General features: G+C 61.3%; 12 protein-coding genes. 10 read left to right on the top strand and 2 right to left on the bottom strand.

Translation table 11 applies throughout. The annotated features are described in order from the left end of the window. The first annotated feature begins 91 nt into the window (after positions 1 to 91). Both oqxA and oqxB read left to right on the top strand, forming a co-directional pair. Positions 92 to 1,267: a multidrug efflux RND transporter periplasmic adaptor subunit OqxA gene (gene oqxA, locus OHJ17_RS05975; RefSeq protein WP_002914189.1), complete on the top strand. Its 1,176-nt coding sequence runs from the start codon at positions 92 to 94 to the stop codon at positions 1,265 to 1,267. Between the two features lie 23 nt (positions 1,268 to 1,290). Next, positions 1,291 to 4,443 (top strand): multidrug efflux RND transporter permease subunit OqxB, encoded by a 3,153-nt coding sequence (oqxB, locus tag OHJ17_RS05970; protein WP_032433452.1) that lies wholly within the window; start codon positions 1,291 to 1,293, stop codon positions 4,441 to 4,443. Between the two features lie 69 nt (positions 4,444 to 4,512). Here oqxB and OHJ17_RS05965 read toward each other — a convergent pair whose 3' ends face one another. After that, complete coding sequence (locus tag OHJ17_RS05965) at positions 4,513 to 4,992, bottom strand: RrF2 family transcriptional regulator (RefSeq protein ID WP_000888203.1); 480 nt, start codon at positions 4,990 to 4,992, stop codon at positions 4,513 to 4,515. Between the two features lie 413 nt (positions 4,993 to 5,405). Next, positions 5,406 to 6,317, bottom strand: coding sequence for a LysR family transcriptional regulator (locus OHJ17_RS05960; protein ID WP_002914199.1), 912 nt, complete (start codon positions 6,315 to 6,317; stop codon positions 5,406 to 5,408). A 115-nt stretch (positions 6,318 to 6,432) separates the two neighbouring features. Here OHJ17_RS05960 and speB point away from each other — a divergent pair, with 115 nt between their 5' ends. From speB to OHJ17_RS05920, 8 genes are read left to right on the top strand one after another with little or no spacing between them, the layout of a single operon-like run. Then, complete coding sequence (gene speB / locus OHJ17_RS05955) at positions 6,433 to 7,383, top strand: agmatinase (protein ID WP_004145693.1); 951 nt, start codon at positions 6,433 to 6,435, stop codon at positions 7,381 to 7,383. 10 nt (positions 7,384 to 7,393) lie between these two features. Continuing rightward, positions 7,394 to 8,257: a sugar phosphate isomerase/epimerase family protein gene (locus OHJ17_RS05950; RefSeq protein ID WP_002914200.1), complete on the top strand. Its 864-nt coding sequence runs from the start codon at positions 7,394 to 7,396 to the stop codon at positions 8,255 to 8,257. Further along, entirely contained in the window at positions 8,254 to 9,321 is a 1,068-nt protein-coding gene (locus OHJ17_RS05945; protein WP_004212914.1) for an isopenicillin N synthase family dioxygenase, read from the top strand. Before OHJ17_RS05950 ends, OHJ17_RS05945 begins: the two co-directional genes overlap by 4 nt. A 19-nt stretch (positions 9,322 to 9,340) precedes the next feature. Next, positions 9,341 to 10,144 (top strand): ABC transporter substrate-binding protein, encoded by an 804-nt coding sequence (locus OHJ17_RS05940; protein WP_032433453.1) that lies wholly within the window; start codon positions 9,341 to 9,343, stop codon positions 10,142 to 10,144. 30 nt (positions 10,145 to 10,174) lie between these two features. Next, positions 10,175 to 11,695 carry an amino acid ABC transporter permease/ATP-binding protein gene (locus OHJ17_RS05935; protein ID WP_008806112.1) on the top strand — a complete coding sequence of 507 codons (1,521 nt, stop codon included), beginning with the start codon at positions 10,175 to 10,177 and terminating at the stop codon, positions 11,693 to 11,695. Beyond that, positions 11,696 to 12,424, top strand: coding sequence for a class II aldolase/adducin family protein (locus tag OHJ17_RS05930; RefSeq protein ID WP_004180964.1), 729 nt, complete (start codon positions 11,696 to 11,698; stop codon positions 12,422 to 12,424). A gap of 5 nt (positions 12,425 to 12,429) precedes the next feature. Continuing rightward, the gene (locus tag OHJ17_RS05925) at positions 12,430 to 13,362 is read left to right on the top strand and encodes a 2-hydroxyacid dehydrogenase (protein WP_021469944.1); all 933 of its coding nucleotides are present in this window, start codon (positions 12,430 to 12,432) and stop codon (positions 13,360 to 13,362) included. Between the two features lie 60 nt (positions 13,363 to 13,422). Beyond that, positions 13,423 to 14,217, top strand: coding sequence for an SDR family NAD(P)-dependent oxidoreductase (locus OHJ17_RS05920; RefSeq protein WP_032433455.1), 795 nt, complete (start codon positions 13,423 to 13,425; stop codon positions 14,215 to 14,217). Positions 14,218 to 14,305: the final 88 nt, after the last annotated feature.

Below are 14,305 nucleotides of genomic sequence, written 5' to 3'. Positions count from 1 at the left end.
CAAATGGCCTTAAGCCAGCCCGGACAAAGGAAGTGGCGCGGCTTCTCACGCTGCGTCTTGCCCGGCGGCTACATTTACCGGAATAAAAATAATGAGCCTGCAAAAAACCTGGGGAAACATTCACCTGACCGCGCTCGGCGCGATGATGCTCTCCTTTCTGCTCGTCGGCTGCGACGACAGCGTCGCGCAGAATGCTGCGCCTCCCGCCCCGACGGTCAGCGCCGCTAAGGTGCTGGTGAAGTCGATCAGTCAGTGGGATAGTTTTAACGGTCGCATTGAAGCGGTGGAGAGCGTTCAGCTTCGCCCTCGCGTCTCGGGATACATTGATAAAGTGAATTACACCGACGGCCAGGAGGTGAAAAAGGGCCAGGTGCTGTTCACGATAGATGACAGAACCTATCGCGCCGCGCTGGAGCAGGCGCAGGCGGCGTTGGCAAGAGCCAAAACGCAGGCCAGCCTGGCGCAAAGCGAGGCGAACCGCACCGATAAATTAGTCCATACCAACCTCGTCTCCCGTGAAGAGTGGGAGCAGCGCCGGTCAGCCGCGGTTCAGGCGCAGGCCGACATTCGCGCCGCGCAGGCGGCGGTGGATGCCGCGCAGCTTAACCTCGACTTCACCAAAGTGACCGCCCCTATTGACGGCCGCGCCAGCCGGGCGCTGATCACCAGCGGTAACCTGGTCACCGCGGGCGACACCGCCAGCGTGCTCACCACCCTGGTCTCGCAGAAGACGGTGTACGTCTACTTTGACGTCGACGAGTCAACCTACCTCCACTATCAAAACCTCGCCCGCCGCGGGCAAGGCGCGTCCAGCGATAATCAGGCGCTCCCGGTGGAGATTGGCCTGGTTGGCGAGGAGGGTTACCCCCACCAGGGCAAAGTGGATTTTCTCGATAATCAGTTAACGCCGAGTACCGGCACCATCCGCATGCGTGCGCTGCTGGATAACTCGCAGCGTCTGTTCACACCGGGGCTGTTTGCCCGCGTGCGTCTGCCGGGCAGCGCAGAGTTCAAAGCCACGCTGATCGACGACAAAGCGGTACTGACCGATCAGGATCGTAAATACGTCTATATCGTTGATAAAGATGGTAAAGCACAGCGCCGCGACATTACCCCAGGGCGGCTGGCAGACGGTTTACGCATCGTTCAGAAGGGGTTGAATCCTGGGGATAGCGTCATCGTCGACGGCTTACAAAAAGTGTTTATGCCGGGTATGCCGGTTAACGCCAAAACCGTTGCCATGACCTCCAGCGCCACCCTTAACTGATCCCTAATCAGAGAATCCAAGACATGGACTTTTCCCGCTTTTTTATCGACAGGCCGATTTTCGCCGCGGTGCTGTCGATTTTAATTTTTATCACCGGGTTAATCGCTATCCCGCTGCTGCCGGTGAGCGAATATCCGGATGTCGTCCCGCCGAGCGTCCAGGTGCGCGCGGAGTATCCCGGCGCCAACCCGAAAGTGATTGCCGAGACCGTGGCGACGCCGCTGGAGGAAGCGATCAACGGCGTTGAAAACATGATGTACATGAAATCGGTCGCCGGCTCCGACGGCGTGCTGGTCACCACCGTCACCTTCCGCCCGGGTACCGACCCGGATCAGGCGCAGGTTCAGGTGCAGAACCGCGTCGCGCAGGCGGAAGCGCGTCTGCCGGAGGATGTACGCCGTCTGGGGATCACCACCCAGAAGCAGTCTCCGACGCTGACCCTGGTGGTGCATCTGTTTTCGCCAAACGGTAAGTACGACTCGCTGTATATGCGCAACTACGCCACGCTGAAAGTGAAGGATGAGCTGGCGCGCCTGCCCGGCGTCGGCCAGATCCAGATTTTTGGCTCCGGTGAATATGCGATGCGCGTCTGGCTGGATCCCAATAAGGTCGCGGCCCGCGGTCTGACGGCCTCGGATGTGGTGACGGCGATGCAGGAGCAAAACGTCCAGGTGTCTGCCGGACAGCTTGGCGCCGAGCCGCTGCCGCAGGAGAGCGATTTCCTGATCTCCATTAACGCCCAGGGCCGTCTGCATACCGAAGAAGAGTTTGGCAATATCATTCTGAAAACGGCGCAGGATGGCTCGCTGGTCCGCCTGCGCGACGTGGCGCGCATCGAGATGGGTTCCGGTAGCTATGCGCTGCGCTCCCAGCTCAACAATAAGGATGCGGTCGGGATCGGTATCTTCCAGTCACCCGGCGCTAACGCCATCGATCTGTCGAACGCGGTACGCGCCAAAATGGCCGAGCTGGCCACCCGCTTCCCGGAAGATATGCAATGGGCGGCGCCGTACGACCCGACGGTTTTCGTCCGCGACTCCATCTCCGCGGTGGTGCAGACGCTGCTGGAGGCGGTAGTGCTGGTGGTGCTGGTAGTGATCCTGTTCCTGCAGACCTGGCGCGCGTCGATTATCCCGCTGATCGCGGTGCCGGTATCGGTGGTGGGTACCTTCAGCATTCTCTATCTGCTGGGCTTCTCGCTGAATACCCTGAGCCTGTTCGGGCTGGTACTGGCGATTGGTATCGTGGTGGACGACGCCATCGTGGTGGTGGAGAACGTCGAGCGTAATATCGAAGAGGGGCTTGCACCGCTTGCCGCGGCGCATCAGGCGATGCGTGAGGTCTCCGGGCCGATTATCGCCATTGCGCTGGTGCTGTGTGCGGTGTTCGTGCCGATGGCGTTTCTCTCCGGGGTCACCGGCCAGTTCTACAAACAGTTCGCGGTGACCATCGCCATCTCGACGGTGATCTCGGCCATCAACTCGCTGACGCTCTCCCCGGCGCTGGCGGCCCTGCTGTTAAAGCCGCACGGCGCGAAGAAAGACCTCCCTACCCGGCTGATCGATCGCCTGTTTGGCTGGATTTTCCGTCCGTTTAACCGCTTTTTCCTGCGCAGCTCGAACGGCTATCAGGGACTGGTAGGCAAAACGCTTGGACGCCGTGGCGCAGTGTTTGCGGTGTACCTGCTGCTGCTCTGCGCCGCTGGGGTGATGTTTAAAGTCGTCCCCGGCGGGTTTATTCCCACCCAGGATAAGTTGTATCTCATTGGCGGCGTGAAGATGCCGGAAGGGTCGTCGCTGGCGCGCACCGACGCGGTGATCCGCAAAATGAGCGAGATCGGGATGAATACCGAAGGGGTCGACTATGCGGTCGCTTTCCCGGGGCTTAACGCGCTGCAGTTCACCAACACGCCGAATACCGGGACGGTCTTTTTTGGCCTGAAACCGTTCGACCAGCGCAAACACACGGCGGCGGAAATTAACGCGGAGATCAACGCCAAAATCGCGCAAATCCAGCAGGGCTTTGGCTTCTCCATCCTGCCGCCGCCGATTTTAGGACTGGGTCAGGGTTCCGGCTACTCCCTGTACATCCAGGATCGCGGAGGGCTGGGCTATGGCGCGCTGCAAAGCGCGGTGAATGCGATGTCCGGGGCGATTATGCAAACGCCGGGGATGCACTTCCCGATCTCGACTTACCAGGCTAACGTGCCGCAGCTGGACGTGCAGGTCGATCGCGATAAGGCGAAAGCGCAGGGGGTATCGCTAACCGAGCTATTCGGTACGCTGCAGACCTATCTCGGCTCGTCTTATGTCAATGACTTTAACCAGTTCGGGCGTACCTGGCGCGTGATGGCCCAGGCCGATGGGCCATACCGCGAGAGCGTGGAAGATATCGCCAATCTGCGCACCCGCAATAATCAGGGCGAAATGGTGCCGATCGGCAGTATGGTGAATATCAGTACCACCTACGGGCCGGATCCGGTGATCCGCTACAACGGTTATCCGGCGGCGGACCTGATTGGCGATGCCGATCCGCGGGTCCTCTCTTCTTCGCAGGCGATGACGCATCTGGAGGAGCTGTCAAAGCAGATCCTGCCGAATGGGATGAATATTGAGTGGACGGATCTCAGCTTCCAGCAGGCCACCCAGGGCAACACGGCGCTGATCGTCTTCCCGGTGGCGGTGCTGCTGGCGTTCCTCGTGCTGGCCGCGCTGTATGAAAGCTGGACCCTGCCGCTGGCGGTGATCCTTATCGTGCCGATGACGATGCTCTCCGCGCTATTTGGCGTCTGGCTGACCGGGGGCGATAACAACGTCTTCGTGCAGGTGGGGCTGGTGGTCCTGATGGGCCTGGCCTGTAAAAACGCCATTCTGATCGTCGAGTTTGCCCGTGAGCTGGAGATGCAGGGCAAAGGCATCATGGAGGCCGCGCTGGAGGCGTGCCGCCTGCGTCTGCGCCCGATTGTGATGACCTCCATCGCCTTTATCGCCGGGACCATTCCGCTGATCCTTGGCCACGGCGCAGGAGCGGAAGTTCGCGGCGTCACCGGGATCACGGTGTTCTCCGGGATGCTGGGCGTGACGCTCTTCGGTCTGTTCCTGACGCCGGTGTTTTACGTGACGCTGCGAAAACTGGTGACCCGCAGGAAGCCGGTCCAGGAGGATCTGCCCGCCTAGCCTGCAGCAGATAACAAAAAAACCGCCTTCACAATTTGAAGGCGGTTTTTTTTCGTCACCAGAAAATGATTAATGCGCTTTTTTAAAGCGGGCGATCATTTCCGGCACCGGGTCGCAGCCGCTGGTATCGGCGTTTTTGACCGCCTCCAGCGCGCTGGCCACGGTATGGCGAGCGAGGACGTTTAACGAAGCCTGCTCTGCTTCATCGGCAACCGATTTGAAGTACCAGCAGGCGTTGGCGCTGACCACGCAGCGGGCCGGGACGTCAGGACGCGACGCCCACAGTTTTTTATCTTCGATAACCGAAAGATAGATATCACGCAGGGTGATCTTGTCCGCCGGACGGCCAAGATGAATTGAGCCGTTGCGGCCAAGCGTGGAGACGATAATGCCGTCACGAGTTAGCGGAACCATTAGTTTACGGATAAAGCTCGGGTTCGCTTCCAGGCCGTAGGCCAGAATCGCACTCGTCGAACGTTCACCCATCTGCTCCGCCATTGCTACGCTGAGAACCATCTGCAAAGCTGTCGGGAAGCGGTAATCTAACATGGCAGTGTCCTGGGTTGCGGTGAATCTTGTTCTTTTTGGCACCGCAGAGGTGAATAATCAATGAACAACAATATAACAAATACGGGAATTTTTTTGAAGCAATCTGCGGTTAGCCTGCGAAGTAAATTTTCTGATTTCACGGGCAAAGGCGGGGCAAACACAGATTCCCCTTCGTACCGTTTTATTTAACGCAAACGCCATCCTTTGTTCCGCTAGCCGCGCCCTGTCGCCCCGCGACCTGTCCACACCAGCGGCGCCTAACCCTGTGGATAACCTGGAGGCAGTTGCCTGGCAGCCGCAGCCCGGGCGGGCTACCGGCTGCCGTTCGTTTTTTGAACAGGGAAAACTCCCCCGCCGGGCAGCGCGCTAAGCGCGAAAATCACCACCCCGGCGCAGGGAAGCGCCCGCCCCGCTTAATAATTCCACTTCGGCCGCGCCACCGTGTTTTTCTTCAGCAGATCGCGGAACGCTTTCAGATAGGGTTCATTGCTGCGCCCGCGCTTACAGATGGCCGAGAACGGCGACTGAAAGCCAAACTCGTTGGGCAGCAGCACCCGCAGGCGGTTCTCTTTGATCCACGGCCAGGCGTAATGCTCCGGCAGATAGCCAATATATTTCCCCGAGAGGATCAGCAGCAGCTGGGCGTCGACGGTCTCGACGGTGGCGCTCCCTTTGCTGAAGCCCCGACGGCGGAGATCGCTGGTGTTCCAGTAGCTGCGGGTCACCAGCGGGCACTGGCTGATCTGCTCTTTATCGAGCTGGCGGCTGAAGAACATCGGGTGCAGATCGCTGCAGTAGAGCCAGTGCTGTTCACGGTACAGCGGCTCGCTGATGATGTTATGCACCTGCGAGTTGTAGCTGCCGATGGCCAGGTCGATATGGTTGTTCAGCACGCCGTTCAGTTGCTCCGCCGGGGTGCGGATAATCAGTTTGATATGCACATGGGGAAATTTGTCGCTGAAGCTGCGCAGAACCACCGGCAGCGAGAGCGCCGTTTCGGTCTCGATGGAGTCGAGCGTCGAGATGCACAGGGTGCCGCTGTGCTCCCCTTTGAGCAGCGCCGACTGCCGCTCCAGCTCATTGAGTTCACTCAGCACGCGGATCGCCTGCTGTAAAAACTGCTGGCCTTTCTCGGTCAGAGAAAAGCCGCCGCGCCCTCGCTGGCAGAGGGTGAAGCCGAGCTGTCCCTCCAGCTGCGACATCGCATTGCTGATGGCGGAGACCGAAATACCCAGTTCCTGCTGGGCCCGGCTGTAGCTCTCCAGGCGGGCCACCGCCTCGAAAACCTGCAGCTGGCGAATATTGAGGCTGGCGTCGTGATGCATCGTATTTAGTTCACCAATAAATGAACTGAGTATTTACGCCAGACGATGTAAAGTCCAGCGCGGGTTGCGCACTATCTCTCCTGTTACGTTTCATCCGTCAGATTCAGGAGCAGACATGGATAACCTCTTTCACCAACCGCAGGGTGGCAATGAGATGCCACGCTTCGCCGGACGCGCCACAATGATGCGCCTGCCGTTTATCGAAGATTTACAGGGACTTGACGCGGCATTTGTCGGCATTCCGCTGGATATCGGCACCTCGCAGCGCTCGGGCACGCGCTACGGACCACGCTATATTCGCGCCGAATCGGTGATGATCCGTCCGTACAATATGGCGACCGGCGCCGCGCCGTTCGACTCGCTGTCGGTGGCTGATATCGGCGATGTGCCGATCAATACCTACAGCCTGCTCAAATCGGTGCAAATTATCGAAGATTACTACACCGGTTTGAATAGTTATCCGCTGATCCCGCTGACCCTCGGCGGGGACCACACCATTACCCTGCCGATCCTGCGGGCGCTGACCAAAAAACATGGTCCGGTGGGCCTCATCCACGTCGACGCCCATACCGACACCAATGATGAGATGTTCGGAGAGAAAATCGCCCACGGCACCACCTTCCGCCGCGCCGTTGAGGAGGGACTGCTCGACCTCAAACGGGTGGTGCAGATTGGCCAGCGCGCCCAGGGCTATGCCGCCGGCGACTTCCAGTGGGGCGTTGACCAGGGCTTTCGCCTGGTGCAGGCGGAGCAGTGCTGGCATACCTCGCTGGCGCCGCTGATGGCCGAAGTCCGCCAGCAGATGGGCGACGGGCCGGTGTATCTCAGCTTTGATATCGATAGCCTCGATCCCATCTGGGCTCCAGGAACCGGGACGCCGGAGGTTGGCGGTCTGACCTCCATTCAGGCGCTGGAGATCGTCCGCGGCTGCCGCGGCCTGAATCTGATTGGCGCCGATCTGGTCGAGGTCTCGCCCCCCTACGACGTGAGCGGTAATACCTCCCAGCTGGCGGCCAACCTGCTGTACGAGATGCTCTGCGTCCTGCCCGGCGTGAAGTACGCCTGAGGAAGCCGCCATGGAGCTGAAATGCTTTCGCACCCTCTGGGGAGTGACGACCCCCTGGCCGCAAACGCTGGATGAACTGCAGCGTGTCGGCTGCTGCGGTATCGAAGCCCGCGTGCCGTTAACGGTGGCCGAGCGGCGGCAGCTCGCCGACCGCCTGCAGGCGTCGGGGCTGGAGTATATCGCCATTCTTTTCAGCGGCGGCGGGGTGCTCCCCGCCCAGCATGAAACGCCCGAGCAGCATCTGGCGCGCCTGCAGTCCCGCTTCGCCGAGGCCAGCGGCCTCAACCCGCGCTTTGTCAATCTGCTGGCGGGCAACGATCGCTGGCCGCTGGCGCAGCAGGTCGATTTTCTCGGCAAGGCGCACGAGCTGGCCGCCGGGTTTGGTTTGACCTGCAGCTTTGAAACCCATCGCGCCACCTCGCTGTACAGCCCGTGGCTCACCCTGGAGATCATTCAGCAGCTCCCCCAGCTGCGCTTTACCGCCGACATCAGCCACTGGGTGGTGGTCAGCGAGCGCCTGCTGGATGACCCCAGCGATGACTTCAGCGCCTTTATCGACCGCGTGCATCACGTGCAGGCCCGGGTGGGCTACGACCAGGGGCCGCAGGTGCCGCACCCGGCGGCGCCTGAGTATCAGCCGGCGCTGGCCTTTGCCGAGCGCTTCTGGCAACAAATCTGGCGTTCGCAGCGCCAGCGCGGCTACCCGCAGACCACGCTGACCCCGGAGTTTGGCGCCGACGGCTATCTGCACCATCTGCCGTTCACCAACGTTCCGGTGGCCGATCTCTGGTCGCTCAACGCCTGGATGGCCGCGCGCCAGCAGGCCCACTTTCAGCAGTTTTTATCGCTCACTGAACAGGAACCGCAGCCATGACCGCCGTGAAGCACGCTTTTACTGAACTCCCGACCATTGATATCCGCGATCTGGCCGGCGATGACCTCGCCAGGCGTCAGGCGGTGGCCGACGCCATCGGCCGCGCGGCGCGCGAGGTGGGCTTTTTCTACATCACCGGCCACGGCATCGACCCGGCGCTGATCGCCGGCGTCCGCGAGGCGGCGAAGCAGATCTTCGCCCTGCCGATGGAGGAGAAGATGAACTATTACATCGGCCACTCCAAAAGCCATAAGGGCTACGTTCCGGAAGGAGAAGAGATCTACGGCTCCGGCAAGCCGGACCATAAAGAGGCTTTCGATATCGGCTTCCAGGCAGCGGATGACCATCCGCTGGTGCTCGCCGGTACGCCGCTGATCGGCGCCAACGAGTGGCCCGATCTGCCGGATTTCCGCGCGCGGGTGCTGGCCTACTACGACGCGGTTTTCGCCCTCGGCCACCGTCTGTTCGACGCTTTCGCCCTCGCGCTCGGCCTGCCGGAAGGGTATTTCAAACCGATGGTGACCTGCCCGCCGGCTAAGCTGCGGCTGATCCATTACCCGTTCGACGCCAGCGTCGAAGATGTTCCCGGAATTGGTGCACACACCGACTATGAGTGCTTCACCCTGCTGCTCGCCGACCAACCCGGCCTTGAAGTTCTCAATGAAGAAAGCGTGTGGATCGATGCACCTCCCGTCAAGAACGCCGCCGGAGAAGAGGCGTTCGTGATCAATATCGGCGACATGCTGGAAGTGCTCAGCGCTGGCACATTTGTTGCTACAGCCCACCGGGTGCGCAAAGTGCCGCAGGAGCGGTACTCCTTCCCGCTGTTTTTCGCCTGCGATTACCACACGCTGATCCGTCCGCTGCCGACTTTTCTCGCCGCCGGCGAAGCCGGTGAATATCAGGAGCTCAGCATCGGGGAGCATATGTGGAGCCAGGCCCTGCAAACCTATCGCTACCTGCGCGAAAAGGTCAATCGCGGTGAACTTCAGCTACCGGAGCGCGCGCGCGGCACCAATACGTTTGGCCATTTGAAAAAACAGGCTCAGCAAAAAAAACCCTAACCACCCGTGAGGATCCATGATGACTAGCACCCTGAAAAAAATCTCGCGCCGCGTTGCGCTTACCCTCGCCGTCAGCGCCTGTTTTTCCCCTGTCACCCAGGCGGCGGAACTGCTGACCGAGGGCGTCTTTAAGGTGGGGATGGAGGTCACCTACCCGCCGTTTGAGTCTTATGACAGCAATAACAACATCGTCGGTCTCGACCCGGAGTTTGCCGCACTGATCGCCCAACATCTGCAGGCCAAACCGCAGCTGATCGACACCAAGTTCACCAGCCTGATCCTCGGCATCGGCAAGAAATATGACGCGGTGATCTCCGGGATGTACGTGACGCCGGAGCGCCAGAAACAGGCCGACGCCATCCCTTACGCCCTCTCCGGCGCGTCGATCATCGCCCTGAAGGGCGGCGCGGTGCAGCCGAAAACCGAAGATGAGCTGTGCGGCGTGAAGGTCGGTCTGCAGGCGGGCACCACCTGGGTGACCAGCCTGAAAAAACACTCCGATGAGTGGTGCCTGAAAAACGGCAAACCGGCCATCACCATTCAGGAGTTCCCGACGGCGCCGGAAGCCTCCCAGGCGCTGCTGTCGAAGAACATCGGCGCCCAGCTTGAGATTGCCCCGGCGGCGCAGATCATTGTCGACAAGAGCCGCGGCCGCCTGGCGATAAGCTCTACGCGCCTGGTCTACCCGCTGCCGCTGGGGATCTACGTCGCCAAAGGCAACACCGAGCTGGCGGAGGCGATCAAGGCCACCCTGGCCGCGCTGAAAGCCAACGGCCAATATGCCGCGCTGATCAAAAAATACAACTTAGAAAGCATCGATTAAGACAATAAGCACTGCGCAACAGGAGTCGGTATGGCGTTCGATTGGGGATACTTTTTTTCACTGTTTAGCATTGGAGCATTCTGGCAGGCGTGCGTGACCGTGATCGTGGTCAGCACCTTGTCCTGGGGGATCGGCCTGGTGGTCGGTTTTCTGTTAGCCTGCGCGAAGCTCTCCGCGCCGCGCTGGGTCAAGATCCCCGTCGAACTCTATATCTGGTTTTTTCGCAGCGTGCCGCTGATGGTGCTGCTGGTGTTTGTCTACAACCTGCCGCAGCTGTTTCCGGTGACCCAGCCGCTACTCGGGGTGCCGTTTATCGCCGGGCTGGTGTCGATGACCGTCACCGAAGCGGCCTATATGGCGGAGATCCACCGCGGCGGCCTGCTGTCGGTGGCCAAGGGGCAGAGCGAGGCGGGCCATGCGCTGAGCTTCAGCTTTATCGGCATCCAGCGGCTGATCGTGATCCCTCAGGCGTTTCGCATCTCGCTGCCGACGCTGATCAATGAATACATCACCATCATTAAGCTGAGCTCGATTCTGTCGGTGGTCTCCTTACCCGAGCTGCTGCTCACCGGCCAGCGCTTGTATGCGCAAAATTTCCTCGTGATGGAGACCCTGCTGGCGGTGGCGGTGTACTACGTGATGGTGGTTACCGTCTTCACCTGGCTGTTCCGGGCGCTGGAAAATCGTCTCGATATTCAGCGCAAGCGTCCGCAAACCCTCAGCGAGGCGGAATGCCAGGCGCTGCGCCAGAGCCTGCCGGCGCTGACGGAGGAGATCAAAACGCCGGCCGTCAACGGCGCGCCGCCAGCGCTCGATCTGCGGGGCATCCGCAAATCCTGGGGTCAGCATGAGGTGCTGAAAGGCATCGATCTGCAGGTGGAGAACGGGGAGGTGATCAGCATCATCGGCCCGTCCGGCTCCGGCAAAACCACCCTGATCCGCACCATCAACGCCCTCGAAAGCCTTGATGGCGGGGAGATCATTCTCTACGGCGAGGACTATCTGAAGGGCGGAGCCATCGTCGACAAACGCCAGATGCGCGCCGGGGTGCGGCGCATCGGCATGGTCTTCCAGAGCTTCAACCTGTTCCCCCACCGCACGGTGCTCGACAACGTGATGCTGGCCCCGCGCTATCACCAGCTGCTTGACCAGCCGGTCGCCCGCGAGCAGGCCCTGGCGCTGCTCGACCGCGTCGGCCTGCTGGCCCATGCCCACAAATACCCCTGGCAGCTCTCCGGCGGCCAGCAGCAGCGCGTGGCGATCGCCCGGGCGCTGGCGCTGAAGCCGGACATTATGCTGTTTGACGAACCGACCTCGGCGCTGGATCCCGAGCTGGTAGGCGAAGTGCTGAAGGTCATTCAGTCGCTGGCCCGCGAAGGCATGACCATGCTGATTGTCACTCACGAGATGGACTTCGCCCTGTCGATTTCCGACCGCGTGGTGCTGATGGAGAACGGCGTGGTGCAGGCCGATATCGCCCCGCAGGTGATCCGCAGCCCGCTAGAGGCCCCTTCTCTGCAACGAATCCGTGAATTTATGGGAGTACGCTAAATGGCAACTGAGCAACACCTGCGCCAGCAGTTGGCCGCCGCCTACCGGCTGGCGGCGCTGTTCGGCTGGGAGGATACCCTCTACACCCACTTCTCCGTGCGCCTGCCCGGCGACGGCGAGCCGCGTTTTTTAATTAATCCCTTCGGCATGATGTTTGACGAAGTCACCGCCAGCAACCTGATCGTAGTGGATATGCAGGGCAAGGTCGTAGCGGGCGACGCGCCGGCTAACTCGGCGGGCTTTACCATCCACAGCGCGGTGCATATGGCCCGGGAAGACGCCCACTGCGTGATCCACACCCATACGCTGCCGGGGATGGCGGTGGCCGCCTGCGAGGATGGCCTGCTGCAGCTCAACCAGATCAGCACCGAGTTTTACCAGCGCGTCGGCTACCATCCCTATGAAGGGGTGGCCTTTGACCTCGACGAACGGGCGCGCATCCAGCGCTCGCTGGGGAATAATATCGCTATGATCCTGCAGAGCCACGGCCTGCTGTCGGTGGGCCGCACCGTGGCTGACGCGTTTTACATCATGTACTACCTGAACCGCGCCTGCGAGATCCAGATGGCCGCCGCCCAGCTGGCGGCCCTCAGCCCGATCCACACCATCGCTCCGCACCTTAGCCAGCACGCCTGCGAGCAGCTGATGGGCGTGGAGCATGAACGTCAACAGGTCTGGCAGGCGTGGCTGCGCCGTCTTGACCGTCTCGATACCTCTTACAAAGACTAACGCCTATGTCTGATATCACTATCGTGGTGGATTGTAACGACGCGGATTTCGCCCGCGATATCTGCGCCGCCCTGCAGCAGTTTCCCGACGTCACGGCGCTTCTGCCCCATCACCAGGCGGCGCGCGACGCCCAGTACGCCAGCTGCTGGTTCCCGGACCCGCAGCTGTTGACCCGTTCGCCGGGGCTGAAGCTGATCCAGGCCGCGTCCGCCGGGGTCGATCATCTGCCGCCCGCGCTGTTCGCCAGCGAGATCCCGCTGTGCCGGGTGATCGATGAAGATTTTCGCCACGGCATGTTCGAATATGCCCTGTGGAGCGTCCTGTGGTTTCAGCGCCATTTCGACCGGGCGCTGGCCCACCAGCGGACCCAAACCTGGAAGCTCTATCCCCAGCGCGCCGCCGCCGACTTCCATATCGGCATTATGGGGCTCGGCGAAATTGGCGGCTATATCGCCGACCAGCTGGCCCGCCTCGGCTATCGGGTCTCCGGCTGGTCGCGCAGTGAAAAGCAGCTGGCTGGCGTCACCTGCTATCGCGGCGAGGAGGCGCTCGACAGCTTCCTCGGGTCGCTTGACGGGCTGATTAACCTCCTGCCGCTCACCGCGCAGACCCGGGGTATCCTCGCCGCGCCGCTGTTCAACCGGCTACCCGCCGGGGCGGTGTTGATCAACTGCGGCCGCGGGGAGCATATGGTCAATGAGGATGTGCTGGCGGCGCTGGAGAGCGGCCAGCTCGCCGGGGCGGTGCTCGACGTCTTCCCGCAGGAGCCATTGCCGGCGGACGATCCGCTGTGGCGCCATCCGCAGGTGGTCATCACCCCGCATATGGCCTCTGCGGCCCCTGCCGAGGTGATCGCCCGCCAGCTGCTGGAGAACATTCAGCGCCAGCGCCGCGGGCTGCCGCTGAAGAACCTGGTCAATAAGCACGCCGGTTACTGATCCCCGGCTATATCGCCGCTGCTACGCTTAATAGGAGATCCACAACCAGAAGGCAGGAACATGAAGATTGATTTATCGGGGAAAGTCGCGCTGGTCACCGCCTCCACGGCGGGTATTGGCTTCGCCATCGCCAAAGGCCTGGCGGAGAGCGGCGCAGAGATCATCCTTAACGGGCGCAGTGAGCAGAGCGTGAACGCCGCCATCGCTCGTCTGCAAAATGAGGTGCCGGGCGCGAAGGCGCGCCCCGCCATCGCCGACCTCAGCGACGCCGACGGCGCAGCGCAGCTGCTGCGGGCCGTGACCGGTGTCGATATTCTGGTCAATAACGCCGGGATCTATGGCCCGCAGGATTTCTACGCCACCGACGACGCGACCTGGGACAACTACTGGCAGACCAACGTCATGTCCGGCGTACGCCTGTCGCGGGGGCTGCTCCCGGCGATGGTCAGTAAAGGCTGGGGGCGGGTGGTGTTTATCTCCTCGGAATCGGCGCGCAATATCCCGGCGGACATGATCCACTATGGCGTCACCAAGACCGCGCAGCTCTCGCTGGCCCGCGGCCTGGCGAAATATGTCGCCGGCAGCGGAGTGACCGTTAACAGCGTTCTGCCAGGGCCAACGATTTCCGACGGCTTTGCCGAGATGCTGAAAGACGACGTGGCGAAAACCGGTCAGTCGCTGGAGGAACTGGCGAAAGCGTTTGTCATGACCCATCGTCCGAGCTCGGTGATCCAGCGGGCGGCCTCGGTGGCAGAGGTCGCCAATATGGTGGTCTACGTCTGCTCGCCGCAAGCGTCAGCCACCTCCGGCGCCGCGCTGCGCGTCGATGGCGGCGTGGTGGATGATATTCTCTGAATCCCCTTTATGCAGGGGAGCTCCCTCCCCTGCCGCCTTCTTGGGCGCTAAAAAGCGCAAAATGTTAAAAAACAGCCGCAAAGTCGCA

The sequence above is a fragment of the Klebsiella sp. KP20-425-1 genome, assembly GCF_025813515.1.
GTDB classification, from domain to species: Bacteria; Pseudomonadota; Gammaproteobacteria; order Enterobacterales; family Enterobacteriaceae; genus Klebsiella; species Klebsiella pneumoniae.
The sequence above is the reverse complement of the archived record's forward strand: the minus strand, read 5'-3'. Positions and strand labels throughout refer to the sequence as shown.

Excerpts from the sequence above, each read along its gene's own strand:
- OHJ17_RS05960 (WP_002914199.1), bottom strand. The coding sequence starts at position 6,317 with ATGCATCACGACGCCAGCCTCAATATTCGCCAGCTGCAGGTTTTCGAG.
- OHJ17_RS05940 (WP_032433453.1), top strand. The coding sequence starts at position 9,341 with ATGACTAGCACCCTGAAAAAAATCTCGCGCCGCGTTGCGCTTACCCTC.
- OHJ17_RS05930 (WP_004180964.1), top strand. The coding sequence starts at position 11,696 with ATGGCAACTGAGCAACACCTGCGCCAGCAGTTGGCCGCCGCCTACCGG.
- oqxB (WP_032433452.1), top strand. The coding sequence starts at position 1,291 with ATGGACTTTTCCCGCTTTTTTATCGACAGGCCGATTTTCGCCGCGGTG.
- OHJ17_RS05965 (WP_000888203.1), bottom strand. The coding sequence starts at position 4,992 with ATGTTAGATTACCGCTTCCCGACAGCTTTGCAGATGGTTCTCAGCGTA.
- oqxA (WP_002914189.1), top strand. The coding sequence starts at position 92 with ATGAGCCTGCAAAAAACCTGGGGAAACATTCACCTGACCGCGCTCGGC.
- OHJ17_RS05950 (WP_002914200.1), top strand. The coding sequence starts at position 7,394 with ATGGAGCTGAAATGCTTTCGCACCCTCTGGGGAGTGACGACCCCCTGG.
- OHJ17_RS05945 (WP_004212914.1), top strand. The coding sequence starts at position 8,254 with ATGACCGCCGTGAAGCACGCTTTTACTGAACTCCCGACCATTGATATC.
- OHJ17_RS05935 (WP_008806112.1), top strand. The coding sequence starts at position 10,175 with ATGGCGTTCGATTGGGGATACTTTTTTTCACTGTTTAGCATTGGAGCA.
- speB (WP_004145693.1), top strand. The coding sequence starts at position 6,433 with ATGGATAACCTCTTTCACCAACCGCAGGGTGGCAATGAGATGCCACGC.
- OHJ17_RS05920 (WP_032433455.1), top strand. The coding sequence starts at position 13,423 with ATGAAGATTGATTTATCGGGGAAAGTCGCGCTGGTCACCGCCTCCACG.
- OHJ17_RS05925 (WP_021469944.1), top strand. The coding sequence starts at position 12,430 with ATGTCTGATATCACTATCGTGGTGGATTGTAACGACGCGGATTTCGCC.